The following is an 18437-nucleotide window of genomic DNA, read 5'->3' as shown; positions in this document are numbered from 1 at the left end:
CGGCGGCCGTCAGCGGGGCGGCTGCCGTCCTGCAGCACAACTACTACGGCTGGTTTGAGCGCGTAGCCCGTGGCCGCTATAAGCTGACCCCGTTTGGCGAAGCGGCCCTGAGCGAGTATGCAGCGGTGCTGCAAGAGCAGGGCAATGAAGCGGCTGCAGCAAAGACCATAAAGCCTGACGAAGGCGACGCGCTGCATCAAATCGCAGAAACGCCAGTCCCTTACTCCTCCGCCGCTGCTGAGGATGTGGAGGATGACTAAAATCAGGGCGATAGGTTGTCAGTACGCCCTATCTGTGTCATTCAGCAGTAATTTGCTGTTGGCACAGATAGATTCCCCGCCTCCTCTACGCTTGCTAGCTTCGGGCGGTAAATTCACTGATCGTCTCACCGATCAGATTCATGCCCATAAGCAGCTGCTCGCGGCCCGGATGGCTAAAATTAAGGCGAATATGGGACGCGCCCTCGCTGCCAACTGCACACAGCGCCCCCGGCATAAAGGCTACGCCCTTGGGCAACGCCGCTTTTAACAGCAATGCGCTGTCCAGCCCATCTGGCAACCGCACCCATACATACATCCCGCCTGACGGAATGTGATACGTCACGTCCTTCCAAAACGGACGCTTGAGCAACTCCAATATGAGCTGAAGCCGTGTTGAGTATTCCTTGTTCAGCATCGCCAAGTGCTCGTGCCATTGGAAACGCGAACGGGTCAACAGCTGGAACAGCAGCCGCTGGTTCATTGTACTGGACTGCATATCGGCCAGCTGCTTCAAGGCATACATCCCTTCAATCAGCGGTGCAGGACCAGCCGCCCAGCCAGTTCTCAGCCCGGGAGCGACCGTTTTATTGAAGGAGCCAATATAAAGCACTTGACCGCCCTGACCTGCATGATCCAATGCAAACAGCGAAGGATATGCCTCTGCAAATTTCCGACTCTGTCCATGTGGACTCTTGTCAGGGGCGGCGTCTTTTTGCTTAAGATGCAATTCACCATAAGAATCGTCCTCTACTATCAGCACCTGGTGGTGCCTGCACAGATCCAAAATTTCCTGCCGTCTTGCTGCGCTCCACAAGAAGCCGGTCGGATTCGTAAACGTCGGCGTGGCAAAAAAAAGCTTGGGGCGATAGCGAATCATTAAAGCTTCAAGCTTGTCGGGGATTACACCTTCCTCATCTGATTCAACAGGCACAACCTGCGCCCCCTGCATAGATAGCACCTGCAAACACCCGGGGGAGGTCGGATTTTCGACCAACACCGGATCACGCTCATCCACCATCAGCCTTACGATCAGGTCAATGGCCTGCTGACTGCCTGTTGTGAGGAGGATTTGCCCCGGGGGTACCCTGATTCCTTTTCGCTGCTCCCACTCTCCCGCAAGCCATGCCCGCAAAGGAAAATAGCCCTCCGGTTCACCGTACTGGAGGGCATCAGGGCCGGAACCAAACACATCATGAGCTGCTTCTTCCAGCAGCTTCACTGGAAACAGTTCTTGTGCAGGCAATTCTTCAGCCAGAGATATAAAGGAGTGTCTTCTCGCATTTTCCCGGATATGACGCACTGGAGAAGCCAACATTGCAGCCGTTCGTGAAGCAAAGGAATATTGCATGAACATCCTCCTTCTCCTGAAAATAGGTCATTGCCTCCGGGCTGACGCGTCAGGCATACAGCTGCTTTATCTGACGTGCATATAAGGCATAACGTTCAATTGCCTGCGCCCGGCTGGACACGCCTAATTTGGCATAAATTTTACGTAGATAATTATCAATGGAGCGTCGACTTACTTCGATCTCGATAGCAATTTTGTCATATGTAATGCCTTGTACAATACGTTCCATAATGAAAACTTCGGTTTTTGTCAATTCATCAAAAGGCTCAGAGGCTACTGGCATAAACGGCCAGTTCCCGCAACGAATCCAGTCCATCGGTAAAGAAGCAAATCCTTCGCGTAAACCGTTGATCAGATGGATAAGCTGGTTGGGTGACGCCTGTTTGGATAGCATTCCATTCGCTCCTAGCGAAATTAATTGCTGAAACAACGTAATATTATCCTCATCCGTCATAATAACAATATGGCTGTCTGGAGACAAGGCCCGCATTTGAGTCAAAAACGGTTCCGCGGTTCCCTCTGGCAACCTGTAATCCATTAAAATGATCTCCGGCTGAATGGAACAAGCCAGTTCAAGGCCTTCCGTTCCGGAGGAGGACATCCCTCTGACAAGTAAATCCTGCTGATCTTCCAAAATAAGCTTGGTTCCCAGCATACTTGTAGGATGGATATCTATAATGACCACCTGCCAAACTTTTCTCATGTCTTAACCTCCTGAGTTTACAAAAAAATACATAGTTAGCTAAAATGAATCTAAAATTAGGGATTGCATATGTAGAAATTGCGCGAATGTGTACGTATAGGAAGTGAAAACGATTTAATGAAATTGTATCCTAGGACTTCCTTCCGATGCAATCTCTTTTTCCAAATATTCTTATACTCTTACTTCGCTTTTGCGAAATAAATAAGCCCATGATAGAATTGGAACTGCAAAATAAAGATTGGAAATTTGATTTTACACGGGAGTTGAAAATCATATGCAAGTTTCACCTGAACACCCTCTTGCCGAAGCACGGCGGAGCAATTCAAGAAAGGGGTTGCCCGTAAAGGCTTTTCTGCTGTTTTGGTTTATTCTTATCATACTAGGTGCTCTCGCAACCTATCTGTATAGCAATCACTTGAAGCAGCAGATGCTAAACGAGATGCAAACCCATACAGACCAACAGATTCAAGCGCTCAAATCCGACTATGAAAAGCAGCTAACCACACTTTCCAAGGAAGTTATCGGCTTGCAAAGCAAAGTACAGTCCTTCAATGAACTGCTGACCTTTACCAAAGACAATGCCAATAACAAAACCGATAACAGCAATAAGCTTTATACCCAATTAAACGAAGTCAAGCAGCAGATTAATATACTTCAGAAAAAAATGGACTTGCTAAAATGAATATAGATGCAAAACAAGTGAATCGGTTCTTTATGTTAGCCCTTGCTCCTTTTATCGGCTTATTAGGGTGTATTTTGTTAGTGCATCCTCCCCTAAGCTTTCCAGGGTCCACTGCTCCGAGGCTGCAAAAAGCCGAATTGATTGTACAAACGCAAGTCGCAGGCAAGCAGCTTGATGAAGCCAAACAAACGGCAACATACACCTTGTCCACGATTCGCCGGACATCCGAGTTGTATAAGCGAACGACTCAAACGATGAATCAGCTTGTCCAAACCACCTCTACCCAGTCCAAGCGTCCCGCGATCATCTATGATCGACGCATTACCGCCAAGCTGGGGGTTCCCTATGAGCGTGTAGACAGCAAACGGATTACCATTGAATTGTTCAAGGTGAACCCGGGTGTCTATCACGGGTACGCCATGAAGGTTAAGTTAAAAGATCCTACCGCAATGAAAATGTCACTAGGAAGCGACAAATTGGGCGGCTCTGAAACAACGATGCGTGCTGTCTTGAGACATGGAGCTGTCGCTGGCATCAATGCAGGCGGCTTTGCGGATGGGGACGGCAAACGCTACCCATTAAGTACTACCGTCCTGAACGGCCACTATCTTACCGGCTTTCAATCCAGTTACAAGGATTTGTCATTCGTCGGACTAAGCAGCAATGGCAAACTTATCGGGGGCAAATTTTACAATCAAAGCGCTCTGGATAGCTTAAAGCCTGCCTTTGGGGCTACCTTCGTTCCCATTCTGCTCCAAAAGGGACAGGAGATACCTATTCCTGAGAAGTGGAAAATCTCGCCTCTGCGGGCTCCGCGGACGGTCATCGGCAACTACAAAGACGATCAACTGCTCATTATCGTCGTAGACGGCTACAATGAAAGCGGGGGTTCAGGTGCAACGCTCGAGGAACTTCAAGGGAAAATGTACAATCTGGGTGTTCAGGATGCTTATAATTTGGACGGAGGCGGCTCCTCATCGCTCATATTAAACGGTCGAATTGTTAACAAGCCATCAGATGGTCAACTGCGTCCGGTTCCTACTCATTTTTTATTCTATAAATAATAAACCAAATTGAATATGCCTTGCCGGAAGTACGGCTCCATTAGAAAAAAAGCATCACGAACGAATGTCGTGATGCTTTTGCCTCATTAGGAGGAGTACTGTGTCATTTCTGTCAGACATTGAGCACAAATATAACGGTCTTTAAAATCGTTCACTTGTTCTATTGAACCGCAGAATACACATTTCGGACGATAACGCTCCAAAATAATATGGTCACCCTGAACCAGAATTTCGACAGGATCTCCCTCGTTCATTTGATATCTTTTGCGCAGTGATTTAGGCAGGACTATTCTCCCCAGTTGATCAACTTTACGCACTACACCGGCAGGTTTCATCGTAAGCGTACACCTCTCCTATTCAGTAATAACTTCCAGTTTACTTTCCCTGCGAAAAACTAGGTACAAAGACACTATTCTTTATGTAGTATTCGCTGTCTTTTTGTCGAATCCTGCTGATCGCAGGAAATTTTATTACATTTTTTCAAAAAATCATGAACCATATCAAAGTATGGCACAGAATGTCTATAATATTTTATCGACCGGCAAGCCAATTATCATTAGCTATATTAGAGAATTTTGCAAATTAAGACGATATAATCTAACGTCAAGCCCTCAGTTAAATTCAATTTAGTAAATATTGCTCAACTCTTATCAGCAACCAAGGTCCTAGTACTTTCTTCGTGATTCAATTGGTTTTATTCATGATAAACCTGGAAAATCCATCTGTCTCAACGCCTCATAGACGATAATCGCAGCGGAATTCGACAAGTTTAGAGATCTTACTTTATCTGACATTGGCATTTTAATGCATGTATCCGGATTCGCTGCTAACAGCTCAGGAGGCAATCCCTTCGTTTCTTTACCAAATACCAGAAAGTCTCCATCACGGAAAGAAATATCGCTGTAACGCTGGTTTGCTTTTGTCGTCGCATAAAAAAAGCGACCCTCCTGATACTTCTCCTGTACCTCAGCAAAAGACTCATGGTATTCAATGTGGACAGCATACCAATAATCAAGTCCGGCCCGCTTTAACGTGGCATCGTCGGTACGGAAGCCCAGCGGCTTTACCAGATGCAGATGTGTTCCAGTTGCAGCACACGTTCTGGCGATATTCCCTGTGTTAGCCGGAATTTCCGGCTCGACAAGCACAATATGTAATGGCATTGCGTTTCGTTCCCTTCATCATTAAATGGTCCTAACAAATAATCTACAGCTAAACCCAAATGTATATACTGAAAACATACATATACATTTTAACATTTTAACAAATCCCCCACACTACTAAAAGCCTTCCCCTATACACGTTCAGGGAAGGCTTTACTTTTACTTTTTCGATTTCAAATAGCGTGTATCGAAATATATCCGTAAAATCAACGGTTACGTTGCTTGAAGCTATCCATAAACTCCGCCAAGGCCTGACAGTTCTCCAATGGAACAGCATTATAGATCGAGGCGCGAAGCCCCCCTACACTGCGATGTCCCTTCAATCCGATAAACCCGGCCTGCTCGGATTCCTTAATAAATTGTTTTTCCAGATCCTCATTTGCGAGACGGAAGGTTACATTCATTATAGAGCGATCTTTGCTGTCTACACAGCCACGATAGAAGCCTTCGCTGCTGTCAATACGATCGTAGAGCAAAGCAGCTTTCTGTTGGTTCACACGCTCAATGCCTTCCAGGCCACCTTCCTCCTGAATCCATTTCAGCACTTCATTCACCATGTAGATGGCAAAGGATGGTGGTGTATTGTAGAGAGAGTTATTTTTTTCATACGTACTGTAACGAAGCATCGTAGGAATGTTGGACGGTGAGGATGTCAACAGCTCTTCACGGGCAATTACGACCGTTACACCGGAAGGTCCGAGGTTTTTTTGTGCGCCTGCGTAGATCAACCCAAATTGAGTAGCATCAAACGGCTTGCAAAAAATATCACTGGACATATCGACAATCAACGGTACGGAACCCGTATCTGGAAATTGCTTGAACTGTGTACCTTCAATCGTCTCGTTGGACGTCATATGTACATAAGCGGTATGATCAGGCAAGTCCAAAGCTTCCACATTCGGAAGACGCATGTATTTCTCATCAGCGGAGGAGGCAGCAATATGAGTCTTGCCCAGCAGCTTGGCCTCTTTGTATGCCTTATCGGACCAGCTACCTGTCATTACATAGCTTCCGACCTGTCCTTCGCTCAGAAAATTCAAGGGCAGCATTGCAAATTGCGTACTGGCGCCCCCTTGCAGGAACAGCACCTTGTAGCCCTTCGGATTGCCCAGCAGAGATAACAGACGTTCCTGAGCCTCATTATGAACAGATTCATACACGGCTCCACGGTGAGACATTTCCATGATAGACATCCCTGTCCCCTGAAAATCCACGAATTCAGCTTGTACGCGTTCCAGCACTTTAAGCGGCAATGCCGCTGGTCCTGCATTAAAATTGTAGGCTCTCTTACTCAACAATTTCCCATCCCTTCTCTACTCTGGTGTGGATATTATCGCTATGATAGCAGTATTCATAAATGCATTCAAGACTTGTATAAAAATGTTTTTGAATTCATTCATGATGTGACAGAGCTGTGAATGTTATCATATTTGACATCTCCACTTTGTGATATTCATTTTAATGTTAAAAGGTCCCCGGCTATAAGACCGGAGACCTATCTTGAACAACAGCTTTTATCCGTAGGCTAATGTTTGTTCTTCAAGATTGCTGGACTGCCGATATATTAGCAGTCGAAATACAGGCTGTATTCGTGCGGATGAACACGGATGTTCACCGATTTAGCTTCAGAACGTTTGAACTCTACATAGTTATCAATAAAGTCCTTCGTGAATACGCCGCCCTCAGTCAAGAATTCGTAGTCAGCTTCCAGAGCGTCAAGAGCCTCATCCAGTGAAGCTGGTACACTGCGGATTTTACCTTTCTCAGCGTCAGACAGCTCATAGATGTTCGTGTCAAGCGGACCATAGCCCAGTTCGATTGGGTTCAGTTTACGCTTGATGCCATCCAGACCCGCCATCAGCATAGCCGAGAAGGCCAGATAAGGGTTGGCTGTGGAATCCGGCGTACGGAACTCGATCCGACAGCCTTTTGGCGTAACAGCAGCTACTGGAATACGTACAGCCGCAGAACGGTTACCTTTGGAGAATACCAGGTTAACCGGTGCTTCGTAGCCTGGAACGAGACGTTTGAACGAGTTAGTGCTTGGATTTGTCAAAGCGATCAACGCAGGTGCATGGTACAGAATACCGCCAATGTAATGAAGAGCCATTTCGCTCAGGTTAGCATAAGCACCTTTTTCGTAGAACAAAGGAGTGTCCCCATCGAAAATGGATTGGTGAACGTGCATACCGCTTCCGTTGTCTCCGAAGAGTGGTTTCGGCATGAATGTTGCCACTTTACCATATTGACGAGCTGTGTTGTGTACAATGTATTTATAAACGAGCAGGTTATCTGCTGTTTTCTTCAGTGTATCAAAACGGAAGTTGATTTCCGCTTGGCCTGCTGTAGCTACCTCATGGTGATGGCGCTCAATTCTCAGACCTGCTTCTTCAATCAGACGGCACATTTCACTACGAATGTCTTGTTGGGTGTCTACTGGCGCTACAGGTACATATCCGCCCTTCACTCCCACTTTAAAGCCCAGGTTGCCGCCTTCTTCCTTACGGTTTGTGTTCCAAGCTGCTTCCTCGGAATCTACGAAGAAGGAAGAGCTGTTCATGCCGCTTTCGTAGCGAACATCATCAAAGATGAAAAACTCGGACTCAGGTGCAAAAAATGCTGCTGTGCCCACTCCTGCCGATTTCAAAAATTCCTCTGCCTTTTTGGCAATACCACGAGGGTCGCGGTCGTATTTTTCGCCATCTGGCGTAGCAATGTCACACAGAATATTCAGTGTAGGATGCTGAGTGAAAGGGTCGATAAAAACCGCTTCTGGATCGGGCAGCATAACCATGTCGGATTCCTCGATGCCACGATAGCCAGGAATGGAAGAACCGTCGAAAGCAACACCGTTAACAAATGTTTCTGCATCTACTTCGGAAGCTGGCAATGAAATATGGTGAGCACGACCAGACAAATCTACAAAACGAAAATCTACCCACTCAATATTATTTTCCTGAATTGTTTTCAATACGTTTTCAACGGACATGTCTTCTTCCTCCCAATTTTTCCGAACATTAAGTCTTATACAACCCTGAAATGTTCATGATCGAATGTTTTTTCTGTCGTCATTATAAATCTCAAACATGACACGGGTCAATAGCTATGTAAGGTATTTTTTAAACTAATGTTAGATATTCTTACGCCCTTGATAACATTTAAATAGCACAAAAAGCCCGAAACATCGGGCTTTTAAGCGATTTTAATCTTGTTACTGCAATGCGGCAAAACTTTTATGCAATGATGTTAAGTATTCGTTTTAGGAAACAGTACTAGGGGTATGGAATGTTTTGCCTACTGCAGGAGCCAGCAATTCCAAATCTTTCAGCAAATCCGCAAATTGATCAGGGAACAGGGATTGCACGCCGTCGCCTGTCATCGAGTTGTCGGGATCTGTATGCATCTCAATAATCAATCCGTCAGCACCAGCAGCCACCGAAGCTTTCGTCATAGGAACAACCAGCTCACGACGTCCTGTGCCATGGCTTGGATCGGAAATAACCGGCAAATGGCTCAACTGTTGCAAAACAGGAATTGCGGACAAATCCAGCGTATTTCTGGTGTAGGTTTCGAATGTGCGAATACCGCGCTCACACAGCATAACATTTGGGTTACCGCCTGCCAAGATGTACTCGGCAGCATTCAGAAACTCGTCATAAGTGGAGCTGAAACCGCGTTTAAGCAGCACTGGCTTTCCACAGGTCCCCAGCTTACGCAGCAAATCGAAGTTTTGCATGTTGCGTGTACCTACTTGCAGAATATCCGCATATTCAGCACAGATGTCCACGTATTCTGGTGTCATGACCTCTGTGATGGTCAGAAGATCATGTTTTTTGCCCGCTTCGGCCATCATGATCAAACCTTCTACACCAGTACCCTGGAAGCTGTAAGGCCCCGTACGCGGCTTAAAAGCACCTCCACGAAGGACTTGTGCACCCGCAGCTTTAACCAATGCGGCAATCTCGTCAATCTGCGTAGCAGACTCAACAGCACATGGGCCACCCATAATCACAAGCTCGCCCCCGCCGATATTTACACCGTTAATGGAAATGACCGTATTTTCGGGATGGAAATCACGGCTCGCCAATTTGTAGGACTTCGATATTTTGACTACATTTTCTACGCCCTTCATTTGGCGCAGGTGTTCAGCCAGCTTGGGCTCTACGCTGCCGATCAATCCGATAATCGTGCGATCCGATCCGCGTGAAACATGGGCTTGCAAGCCTTCCTTTTCGATAGTCTCAACAATGGCATGGATATGTTCTTCAGGTGTTTGAACACCGGCGATAACGATCATATTTTTCTTCCCCTTTATAAACTTATTTTATTAATCACTTATGATATTATGACACTTAAACGCTTGTTCGCTTTTAAGCTTTTATTCGTTAAAGTAACTATACCTGTTTTGACTTTACTCGTCAATACTTAATTATTTCTCCATTTATCTTTACCAGGTTATCTTTACCTTAACAATTAAAAAAGGCTATCCGGGTATTATTCCTCGAATAGCGACTTTGGTCAAACTCTGTTATTTCGTTGTTTTTGACTTTTCCCGTACAGGAGGCAACAGTTTTTTTATATCAATGGTCCGCTGGATCTCCCATGTATCGGGATTAGCCGGATCGTACTGCTCCAGATACGTTATGACCTCTTTTGTAATCAGCGTAGGTGTGGAAGCTCCAGATGTGACCGCTACCTTTGTAACGCCCTCCAGCCATTCCCTCTTTAGCTCTGTTACATCGGAAATCCGATATGCGGTAGTGCCTGCGATTTCCTCGGACACTTGGGCCAGTCTGTTGGAGTTATTGCTGCGCGGATCACCGACAACGATTACCAGGTCCGCCTGCCCAGCCTGCTCGGCTACCGCCTCCTGACGCACTTGCGTTGCCAGACAGATTTCATTGTGTATCTCTGCACCCGGGAACTTCTCCAGCAGCTTCTTCATAATGTGCTTGATGTCCCATTGGCTCATGGTTGTCTGATTTGTAATAAGGATTTTGCCCTCAGACAGCGTAAGCGTGTCAATTTCCTCTTCCTTTTCAATCAGATGGACATGATCCGGCGCAACTCCGATAGCTCCCTCCGGTTCAGGGTGCCCCTTTTTGCCGATATAAATAATCTGGTATCCTTCCGATGACTTCTCACGAATCAAATCATGGGTCTTCGTCACATCCGGACACGTTGCGTCAACTGTAGTCAGTCCTTTGTCTCTCGCCAGCTTGCGAACCTCAGGGGATACGCCATGGGCGGTAAAAATAACGGTACCCTTCTCTACCTGGCTTAAAATCTCCATACGATTCGGGCCGTCCAATGTAATAATCCCTTCATCTTCAAAGGAATTGGTGACATGGCTGTTATGCACAATCATGCCCAATATATAAATAGGCCGGGGTAAGTCCAGGTTTCTGGCAGCCTGACGAGCCAATACCATGGCATCAACTACGCCATAGCAGTAACCCCGGGGTGAAATCCTGAGTACATCCAAAAATAGCACCCGCTTTCTTCGACACAGTATACCGCTCCAATAACGGGGTAGCGGTGGGCATCCAAGCCTCTACCGGCCAATTCTATGATGTCGTTGCCTTCCTATTATAACTTATTCCAAAGGCGCGGAAAAGCTGACTGGAAGCCAGATGATAAATGTCGTTCCTTCTCCTTGGCGTGTAACCACTTCCACTGACCCATGGTGCTCATCAATAATCCACTTGGCAATGGACAGTCCCAAACCGATTCCCTCCGTCACACCGCGCGACTCATCTGCCCGGTAAAAGCGGTCAAAAATAAAGGGAACCTGACTCTTGTCCATCCCAATGCCTGTGTCACTGATCCGCAGACCCACCTGCCCCTGATAAACAATAGCATCAAATCGGACAGTGCCTTCAGGAGTATACTTAAACGCATTATCAATAAAAATAAATAACATCTGCTGCAAATAATCCTTGCTGCCTTCCATATAAATGCCATTCAGCAGCGAAAAGTCGCCCACATTCCATTCGGCTGTTCGCTCCAGAAATTGAGCACGACGTGCAACCTCATTTACAAGCGGTTCCAGTGCGACGGGGTTCTTATCGAATGTTTTCCCCGTATCTGCTCTGGCAAGTGACAGCATATCGCTTACCAAACGGCTCATCCGCTGGCCTTCATCGGCCATGTCATTCAGCGCCTCCATAGACAGCTCACGAATCATCGCTTCATCCATATTCGGTCGCTCTCCCGGCTCGGTAGTCCACATTTTAACCAAAAAATCAACGTTGCCGCGAATCGTCGTAAGCGGTGTACGCAGCTCATGGGAAGCATCGGCCACAAAACGGCGCTGTGCACCGTATGCATCCTCCAGCTCCTTGTAAAACGCCTCTGTACGCCCTAGCATATTATTAACCGTTCCAATGAGCTGCCCAATTTCATCTGCCGGTCCGTCATATTCAATACGAACACTCAAATCGTTACTGGATTGAATCTGATTTGCCCCCTCAATCACCTTGACCAGCGGCTTCATGGACTTGCGTGCCAAAAAGAGGCCTGAGGTGGCAGCGGCGAGTAAGGCAAATAACGAACCGTATACAAGCACACTTTGCAGCCTGTTCATGAGCCGGTCCTGAGAGCCTGTGAATTGCCCCACCTGTAGCATTCCAACTACCAGGTCAGCGGCCTTGATTGGCTGCTGATAAATCATAAAGGAATCCCCTTTTACGCTCACACGTCGAATTCCTTCATTTTGAATTGCTCCTTCCACTGTAGCTGGCACCGGAAAGGTGATATTGAGGTCTTTCATATTTTGAGTCGTTTTGGTTACTCCTGACGTGTAATTATAAATTTGTACATATAGCTGTGAGTCATCAATTCCACGTCCCTGCTTTAAGCCCAAATCCAGATTGGGAACTTCAAACAATCCACCTTTGATCGTAAGCGATAGCGATAGCTGCTTGTTAATCCGTGGCGTCTGAGTCATAAGCTGGCTTTTCACTTCAGTGTATGTGTAATAACAAACCAGTCCGTAAATAGCCAGACCAAAAATGACAAGCACTATAGCCAAGATGCTCGAATACCAAGCTGTCAGCCGCCACCGAATAGACATATTACATATCACCTCTTAAAATATAGCCGGCTCCCCGAATGGTGCGAATGAGTCGTTTGCCGCCATCCTGCTCCGTTTTTTGTCGCAGCATGGCAATATACACCTCCAGCACATTCGATTCCCCGCTATAGTCATAACCCCAAATTTTGTCCATGATCAAATCGCGTGACAGAACACGTTTCGGGTTTTGCATAAACAAATGGAGCAGTTCAAATTCTTTTGCTGTCAGCTCCAAACGTTTACTGCCACGAAACACCTCACGCGATTCGTTATCCAGCTGCAGGTCCTCGAAAGTAAGTCGGTTTCCGTTATTGTCCTGTTGTTCGGTTTTACGCCGCAAAAGCGCTCTCACCCGTGCCAGCAGTTCCTCAAGCGCAAACGGCTTGACGAGGTAATCGTCAGCTCCCAAATCCAAGCCCTTAACCCGATTCTCCACCTCGTCCTTGGCTGTAAGCATCAGTACGGGTACCGTGCTTCCGCCCTCGCGCATGCGACGGCATACCTCAAAACCATCCACCTGCGGCATCATGACATCCAGCACGACAACATCAGGCTCAGCTGTCAGCATTTTATTCAATCCTTCTGCTCCGTTGGCGGCCGTCAGCACTTCATAGCCTTCAAAAGCCAACCCTCTGCGCAGCATGGATACAATTTTCTCATCGTCATCAATAATCAGAACGGTAGAACGCATACACGATCGAACTCCTTTATCATCTTCTTTTCACTCTATTGTAGCAGGAGTAGACGCATGTAGCACCTTGCCGCCGCATACAGCAAGAAACGGAAGGAATCTTCCTTCCGTTTCCAGTTCCAGCTTCACTATATAGAAGTCATCAGCTTATTGTTGAAGAGTTGAGCTAAAGTCATTTTTGTTGCCTATTTTCAGCTGAATGTCCTTTTTCTGTCCGGCCCGTTCGATGTTAAGTGTCAGTGCTGTACCTACCTTTTGTTTCTGGATGAACTCAATCAGCTCTTGAGATGTGCTATAAGGCGTGCCATTGGCTCCGATAATCACATCGTAAGGACGCAGATCCGCCTGATAAGCAGGCGACTTGTAAATAATATCGCGCACAACCGAACCTTCGGTTAGGGATGTACCCAATTCCTTGGCGACTTCAGGGCTCAGATTTAACAGACTTGCACCAATGAAAGGTACGGGTTCTTTGGGGATCGGCTGATTATTTTTCAGCTTATCGACAACTTCCAAAATCGTATTGGACGGAATCGCAAAACCAATTCCCTGTGCGTCTGCACTCACAGCTACGTTCATACCAATAACCTGTCCTTGCAAATTCAACAGCGGTCCACCAGAGTTACCTGGGTTAATGGACGCATCCGTCTGAATGAGATGCTTGTATTGGGTTGGTTTTCCAGTCGATTCACTATTAATGGTGATTGTACGTTCTTTCGCACTCAGCACCCCGGCTGTTACCGAATGTTCAAAACCTTCAGGATTGCCGATAGCTACCATCCACTCACCAACTTTAGCGTTATCAGAGTTACCCAGCGTTACTGTCGGGAAGTTATTTTTACCGTCAATTTTAAGTACCGCCAAATCAAGGTCTGCATTTTTGCCCAATACTTTAGCCTCATACGGCTTATTGGTTCCCTCTACTGTAACCTGAACAACGTTTGCACCTTCAACAACATGGTTGTTAGTCAGAACGTAACCTGATTTATCAAAAATAAAACCGGAACCAATACCAAGCGGGGTCAGTTGTCCGCTATTGCTACCTTCGTTTCCATTACTGCTACCGCTGTTCCCATCGCCATCTCCATATTGATTCCCAAAGAAGTATTGGTACAATGGGTCATTGAAATAAGGGCTGCTTTGTCTGCCACCACTACTGGATTGCTTGGCAAGCGTTTCGATTTTGACAACAGCCGGCCCTGCCTTGGCTACCACGGATTGAACATCAGCAGTACCTGAAGGCATCACAGCCGGAACTGCACTTGGAGTAGAATTCGTTGTTCCTGAATTAGTCGTTTCTCCGCTTTCCGCTACCGCTGAAGTCATTGCCGTCTCCGGTGTAAACATATTGGTTCTGTCAGCTGTATACATCAATACTGTAATAACCAGCATTCCGGCCAGAAAAGACAGGAAAATCGTTTTTATCTGCGACTTGGGCTTATTCGGCTTGAATTGCCAGTTGCCATTATTCCGTCCTGAACCATCCTGTTGCTCAGGTCCGGCTCGATGGTAGGAGGGAGGAAAAGATCTTACCGCCTGTGGTGGTGTAATCTCTACGTCGTTCTCCACCATCTGCCCTTCTTTGCGCTGTCCGTCCGATTGAACTGAAGAAAAGGGACCATAGGAATAATAATATGAGGAACCATTTGATTCGTTCTGTCGAGTTGTTGTATCGGCATCAACCTGATCGTTGTCGTTCCGGCGTCCGGAATTATTATTTTTGAATTCGTCCATTGTATATCTCCTCCCAAACCCTATGCTTCAAGGTGGTGTTGTTTAACTGACTTTATTTTGCACTTTAAACCTTAATTCCACCTTAAAAAAAATTAAAAAGGAGATAAAACCTTAGTCCTATATGTATTTAATCATTTTCACTTCATACGAAATGCCCCGGAAAGTTCCGAGGCATTGTCGATTATATATGCTGTTTTATTTCGTGTTAAAGTTTTCATCGAACTTTTGGTTCGGTGTTTGAGCATTGCTTTGAATTTTGCTACGACTGGAGTTTTGTACTTTTTGCGCTACTACGCTTGTACCGCCTTGATCTGTCGCAAATTCTTCATCATATTTCTCATTTGGTGTTTGGAAGTTGTCTTGAATTTTATTTTGTTCAGACTGCTTCACCTTTTGAGAAACAACACCTACCGAATTGTCTTGCGCAAATTCCGCTTTAAACTGGTTACCAACGTTTGCTTTGAATCCTTTGTTCGTGAAAGAACTTCCGCCTTGATTTTGATTTGGCATAATTTCTAACCTCCCAATAAATTTTGTGGGATAAGCTCATCCCGCAACATATTATGTGAAGTCAGACAGGACAATATTCAAGGATTAAATGGAAGCATCCAGTGTTGAGCTCGGAATGGATTTATGCGTTTCTATCGCCTTTTGGAGCGATCGTATCATCTTTTCCGTACATTTTCCGCTTCCTTTTTTTATAATTTGAACATTCACGTCTTTCTTACCCCATTCGGAGTATACCTGCCGGGTTGTTTTAAAATACAAGTCAATTTTGTTGCCCTTAATCGCTGATCCTGTATCTGCCACAATGCCGTAGCCGTAACCTGGAATGTACAAAATGCTGCCCAAGGGAAACGTCTTGGGATCAGCCGCAATCGTGGACAATGTGTTTTTGTCACGACGCACTTTCACACCGGAATACGTAATACCGTAACCGGGATGGTTTGGCCTTTTGCCAGTGGATTCATAGCCTGCTGTATATCCTGTTGCCGTGACCGTCATAGTCGTAATGACCTGTCCTTCAGGCGGGGCTAAAACAGGTGTTGATTGCCATTTCTTATGCTGGACCGGTTCTTTGTGACCGTATACTTCATTACCAGGCAGGATCATACAGCCTGCAATGAGGATAGTGCCCAAAATCCGTTTCCATACCAACATGGATCTCATAAAAAACCTCCCCTTGAGGCAAAGGCTTTCCAGAAATCCGTTGGATTATACAAACATTTTATTATTTTTGAACATCCTGATCTGGATAAAGTCTGCTCAGCTTTACCTTATCTTCAAAAATATGCAGCAGCGTTCGAACAATGGGGGTGTGCTCATCATGTGTATGCAATATAATGGAAGCAGGAGAAATCGAAATAAGGGTGCTCACGATTCGATCCTCAACCTCCATTTCCAGCTCAATTCCCGGCATCTCCACTACGATGTCATCTGTATCGGGAGTTGGTAAAGGGACCATAGCGCTATCGAGAATGATAAAATCGTGCCCGCCTTGATGAAGCACATGCACAAGCGGAACTTTACTTTCCTGAAAAAACACAAAGTATTTGAGCAGCCCCATAAATTCTTCATATTGCCGGTCTGCCCAAAATTCCTCCATGGCAAAGTCGACGATTTCTTCAAGTTCTTTTTTATAAGCATGCAGCCTGAATTGAATAAGCCCTTCCAAATTCATTACACGAAGCTCCTTGAAATCCCTTTCCAGGAGAGTGGTCAGTTTACCGTGGCGCTTTAAACGCCCTCTTTGGCCATCATCGTTTAAGAGGGAGTGAACCATGCTGCGAATTCGGGTCGTATCCTCTTTTTCCAACAGCGAACAGGCTTTAGTGAGAATTTGATCAAGCATTTCCCACTCTTTAACTTGAATAATATAATCCGCTATCGCTGAAGACATGATGCTGTATACACAGGGGAGAAAGCTTTCAAACTCGGAATTGCTCTCCGTGCCCTTGCAGGTCCATGCCACTTTGTTTTCCAGCTGTCTGAAAGTGAATCGAAATCCGCGCCGTGACATATGTAGTCCCTTGGTTCTACTTTTGACTACCTCATAGAAACGATCGGCTTCCTGTTCCCCATCTGTATTGGTCCACACTGTAAACAGTTCCATTGGCTCACTCCTTTCGATCACTGCTTTCAGTATATGGCGGCCTCTGTAGGGTTATACGAAGTGAACGACTGGAAACAGGAGGTCGTATTTATATGGGAATAATCGGCTTCAAAAATCGCAAGACGTTTGAATATTTAGGGTGGGTTATGTTAAGGTTATAGTGATATGAATTTTTCACAAGAGGGAGGGGATAAGATGTCAACGATGCTGAACATACTACGTACATGTATGGTCGTCATATTGAGCCTCGTTCAGATTTTGTCCCTTCCTGTGACGTTTCATGCGGAAGACACCACTCAATCCCTGCAATTTACTGCGGGCTCTTCTTTGATGCCTTATGCTGACACTTCCTCGTTGGAAACGGACTCCCACGGGCTGGAGCATCACTCCAAACCAGCTGTTCGTAAATCCTCCCCATTGCTTCATCTGGTGGTTGCTGCGGCCAAATCATCCCTTTTATCATTTTGATAGCACTTGTGCTGCTGCTAAGCATCCCTAAGATCCGTCTACCTTTCATTCCTGTCATTTGTAAGCTAAAAAAGCAATTGTGCTTGTTTCCCATCAAATTCACCTCTAGTTATGTAGCTTAATCTCCCCTTTTAACATGCATATCACACATTCGCATGTCTATTTGTTTATTTTTTTCGGGTATTCGGATTTTATGGTGGAAAAGGTTTTATAATTCGCCCTTCTCCAATTTATCGATTAAGGTGGGAAAATCGATTCCCAGGAAGATTATTTCTTCTGGCTCTCGAACAACTCCAATAGGTGGCATATTAAACATCGGGAAGTTTTCCTCCCGTAGATGGTAGCTATCAAACCGCCTCTGGTACTTAGGCTTCCGTTGCTTTTTAAGTCCCTCTGTAAAGAGTATCTTGGCTCTTAGGGCCTCAAAAGAGTATCCCCTGCTTAAACGATTAATGACTCGAATAAGGCTATTTAGAGATTCCGTATAAGCATCTGAAATGCGATGGTCGAAATAAGCGAATATTTCTTCTTCCCAGTTCTTCATAGCCTTTGTAAGTGGTTCAAAAGCGGATTGCAGTTCAGTTGGTATATTAGCTTTCCATTCGTTGTATTTAAGAAATGCCGTCTGTCTGCTATCACATTCCCAAATATCCAAATATGATTCCTTTAAGTCATAAGCAGTGCCGAGAGACGGATGATTTTTTGTCCAAAGGTCAAGCGTAATCCTATCCATCTCTGTAAGCTCTATATTCCGTTTTAGGAGGATAAAACGGTCGTGCATCAGCCTGCGGCGTTCTTTTGGCGATAATCCTTCAAGGATCTGCCTACGAATGGTTTCTAACGCTTGATTTGCCAAACGGACAACGTGAAACTTATCGACGATGATAAGAGCTTTTGGCAATATAGCCCTCACGGCGTCCTTATACGGTTGCCACATATCCATTGTGACATATCGTATTTGTCCTCTATTTGGAAGGCGTGAGAGGTAGCCTACAACGGTTTCCTTGTTACGATTGGGCAAAACATCTAACAAAGTACGTTCCTCAATGTTGGTTAAAACGCATCTTGGCTTAATAATGTGTATTTCGTCAATCCCAAGCCAATTAGGAGTTTCAAATCGATGCGTTTCTTTAAGA

General features: G+C 45.7%; 19 protein-coding genes. 4 read left to right on the top strand and 15 right to left on the bottom strand.

Annotated elements, in window-relative coordinates:
* Window positions 1-260, top strand: a 260-nt coding sequence (locus L693_RS0123790) for a DUF2161 family putative PD-(D/E)XK-type phosphodiesterase (protein ID WP_025720568.1), incomplete at its 5' end; no start/stop codon positions are given.
* Between the two features lie 94 nt (window positions 261-354).
* Here the strand turns inward: L693_RS0123790 and L693_RS0123785 are convergent.
* Both L693_RS0123785 and L693_RS0123780 read right to left on the bottom strand, forming a co-directional pair.
* On the bottom strand, window positions 355-1608 hold the full coding sequence (locus L693_RS0123785) for an aminotransferase-like domain-containing protein (RefSeq protein WP_025720565.1): 1254 nt from the start codon (window positions 1606-1608) through the stop codon (window positions 355-357).
* 49 nt (window positions 1609-1657) lie between these two features.
* A complete protein-coding gene (locus L693_RS0123780) occupies window positions 1658-2311 on the bottom strand; it encodes a response regulator transcription factor (protein ID WP_025720563.1) in 654 nt (217 codons plus the stop codon).
* 274 nt (window positions 2312-2585) lie between these two features.
* On the opposite strand from L693_RS0123780, the gene L693_RS0123775 reads away from it, so the two are divergent.
* The gene (locus L693_RS0123775; protein WP_025720562.1) at window positions 2586-2993 is read left to right on the top strand and encodes a hypothetical protein; all 408 of its coding nucleotides are present in this window, start codon (window positions 2586-2588) and stop codon (window positions 2991-2993) included.
* Complete coding sequence (locus L693_RS0123770; protein WP_025720560.1) at window positions 2990-4057, top strand: phosphodiester glycosidase family protein; 1068 nt, start codon at window positions 2990-2992, stop codon at window positions 4055-4057. Before L693_RS0123775 ends, L693_RS0123770 begins: the two co-directional genes overlap by 4 nt.
* An 86-nt stretch (window positions 4058-4143) precedes the next feature.
* Here L693_RS0123770 and L693_RS0123765 read toward each other — a convergent pair whose 3' ends face one another.
* The 12 genes from L693_RS0123765 to L693_RS0123710 form a co-directional block, all read right to left on the bottom strand.
* Window positions 4144-4392 carry an AbrB/MazE/SpoVT family DNA-binding domain-containing protein gene (locus tag L693_RS0123765; protein ID WP_025720558.1) on the bottom strand — a complete coding sequence of 83 codons (249 nt, stop codon included), beginning with the start codon at window positions 4390-4392 and terminating at the stop codon, window positions 4144-4146.
* Between the two features lie 363 nt (window positions 4393-4755).
* Window positions 4756-5220 (bottom strand): tRNA (uridine(34)/cytosine(34)/5-carboxymethylaminomethyluridine(34)-2'-O)-methyltransferase TrmL, encoded by a 465-nt coding sequence (gene trmL / locus L693_RS0123760; protein WP_025720556.1) that lies wholly within the window; start codon window positions 5218-5220, stop codon window positions 4756-4758.
* Between the two features lie 206 nt (window positions 5221-5426).
* Window positions 5427-6518 (bottom strand): 3-phosphoserine/phosphohydroxythreonine transaminase, encoded by a 1092-nt coding sequence (gene serC / locus L693_RS0123755; RefSeq protein WP_025720554.1) that lies wholly within the window; start codon window positions 6516-6518, stop codon window positions 5427-5429.
* A gap of 266 nt (window positions 6519-6784) precedes the next feature.
* Complete coding sequence (glnA, locus tag L693_RS0123750; RefSeq protein WP_025720552.1) at window positions 6785-8209, bottom strand: type I glutamate--ammonia ligase; 1425 nt, start codon at window positions 8207-8209, stop codon at window positions 6785-6787.
* A gap of 270 nt (window positions 8210-8479) precedes the next feature.
* Window positions 8480-9517 carry a 3-deoxy-7-phosphoheptulonate synthase gene (aroF, locus tag L693_RS0123745; RefSeq protein WP_025720550.1) on the bottom strand — a complete coding sequence of 346 codons (1038 nt, stop codon included), beginning with the start codon at window positions 9515-9517 and terminating at the stop codon, window positions 8480-8482.
* Window positions 9518-9748: 231 nt separating this feature from the next.
* Complete coding sequence (locus L693_RS0123740) at window positions 9749-10705, bottom strand: 4-hydroxy-3-methylbut-2-enyl diphosphate reductase (RefSeq protein ID WP_025720548.1); 957 nt, start codon at window positions 10703-10705, stop codon at window positions 9749-9751.
* A 111-nt stretch (window positions 10706-10816) separates the two neighbouring features.
* A complete protein-coding gene (locus L693_RS0123735; protein WP_025720547.1) occupies window positions 10817-12295 on the bottom strand; it encodes a sensor histidine kinase in 1479 nt (492 codons plus the stop codon).
* Between the two features lies 1 nt (window position 12296).
* The gene (locus L693_RS0123730) at window positions 12297-12986 is read right to left on the bottom strand and encodes a response regulator transcription factor (RefSeq protein ID WP_025720545.1); all 690 of its coding nucleotides are present in this window, start codon (window positions 12984-12986) and stop codon (window positions 12297-12299) included.
* Window positions 12987-13133: 147 nt separating this feature from the next.
* Window positions 13134-14720 (bottom strand): S1C family serine protease, encoded by a 1587-nt coding sequence (locus L693_RS0123725; RefSeq protein ID WP_025720543.1) that lies wholly within the window; start codon window positions 14718-14720, stop codon window positions 13134-13136.
* A 195-nt stretch (window positions 14721-14915) separates the two neighbouring features.
* Window positions 14916-15230 carry a hypothetical protein gene (locus L693_RS0123720; protein WP_025720541.1) on the bottom strand — a complete coding sequence of 105 codons (315 nt, stop codon included), beginning with the start codon at window positions 15228-15230 and terminating at the stop codon, window positions 14916-14918.
* An 84-nt stretch (window positions 15231-15314) separates the two neighbouring features.
* Window positions 15315-15890, bottom strand: a complete 576-nt coding sequence (locus tag L693_RS0123715; protein ID WP_025720539.1) for a 3D domain-containing protein — start codon at window positions 15888-15890, stop codon at window positions 15315-15317.
* Window positions 15891-15951: 61 nt separating this feature from the next.
* A complete protein-coding gene (locus L693_RS0123710; protein WP_025720537.1) occupies window positions 15952-16833 on the bottom strand; it encodes a putative sporulation protein YtxC in 882 nt (293 codons plus the stop codon).
* Between the two features lie 195 nt (window positions 16834-17028).
* Here L693_RS0123710 and L693_RS0123705 point away from each other — a divergent pair, with 195 nt between their 5' ends.
* Entirely contained in the window at window positions 17029-17301 is a 273-nt protein-coding gene (locus tag L693_RS0123705; RefSeq protein WP_231503744.1) for a hypothetical protein, read from the top strand.
* Between the two features lie 208 nt (window positions 17302-17509).
* Here the strand turns inward: L693_RS0123705 and L693_RS0123700 are convergent.
* The coding region (locus L693_RS0123700) for an ISL3 family transposase (RefSeq protein ID WP_025720535.1) at window positions 17510-18437 on the bottom strand (928 nt) is incomplete at its 5' end.

Origin of the sequence: Paenibacillus sp. 1-18, assembly GCF_000520755.1 — a bacterium.
GTDB classification, from domain to species: domain Bacteria; phylum Bacillota; class Bacilli; order Paenibacillales; family Paenibacillaceae; genus Paenibacillus; species Paenibacillus brasilensis.
Note: the sequence above shows the minus strand (reverse complement) of the source record. Positions and strands in the feature narration are given on the sequence as shown.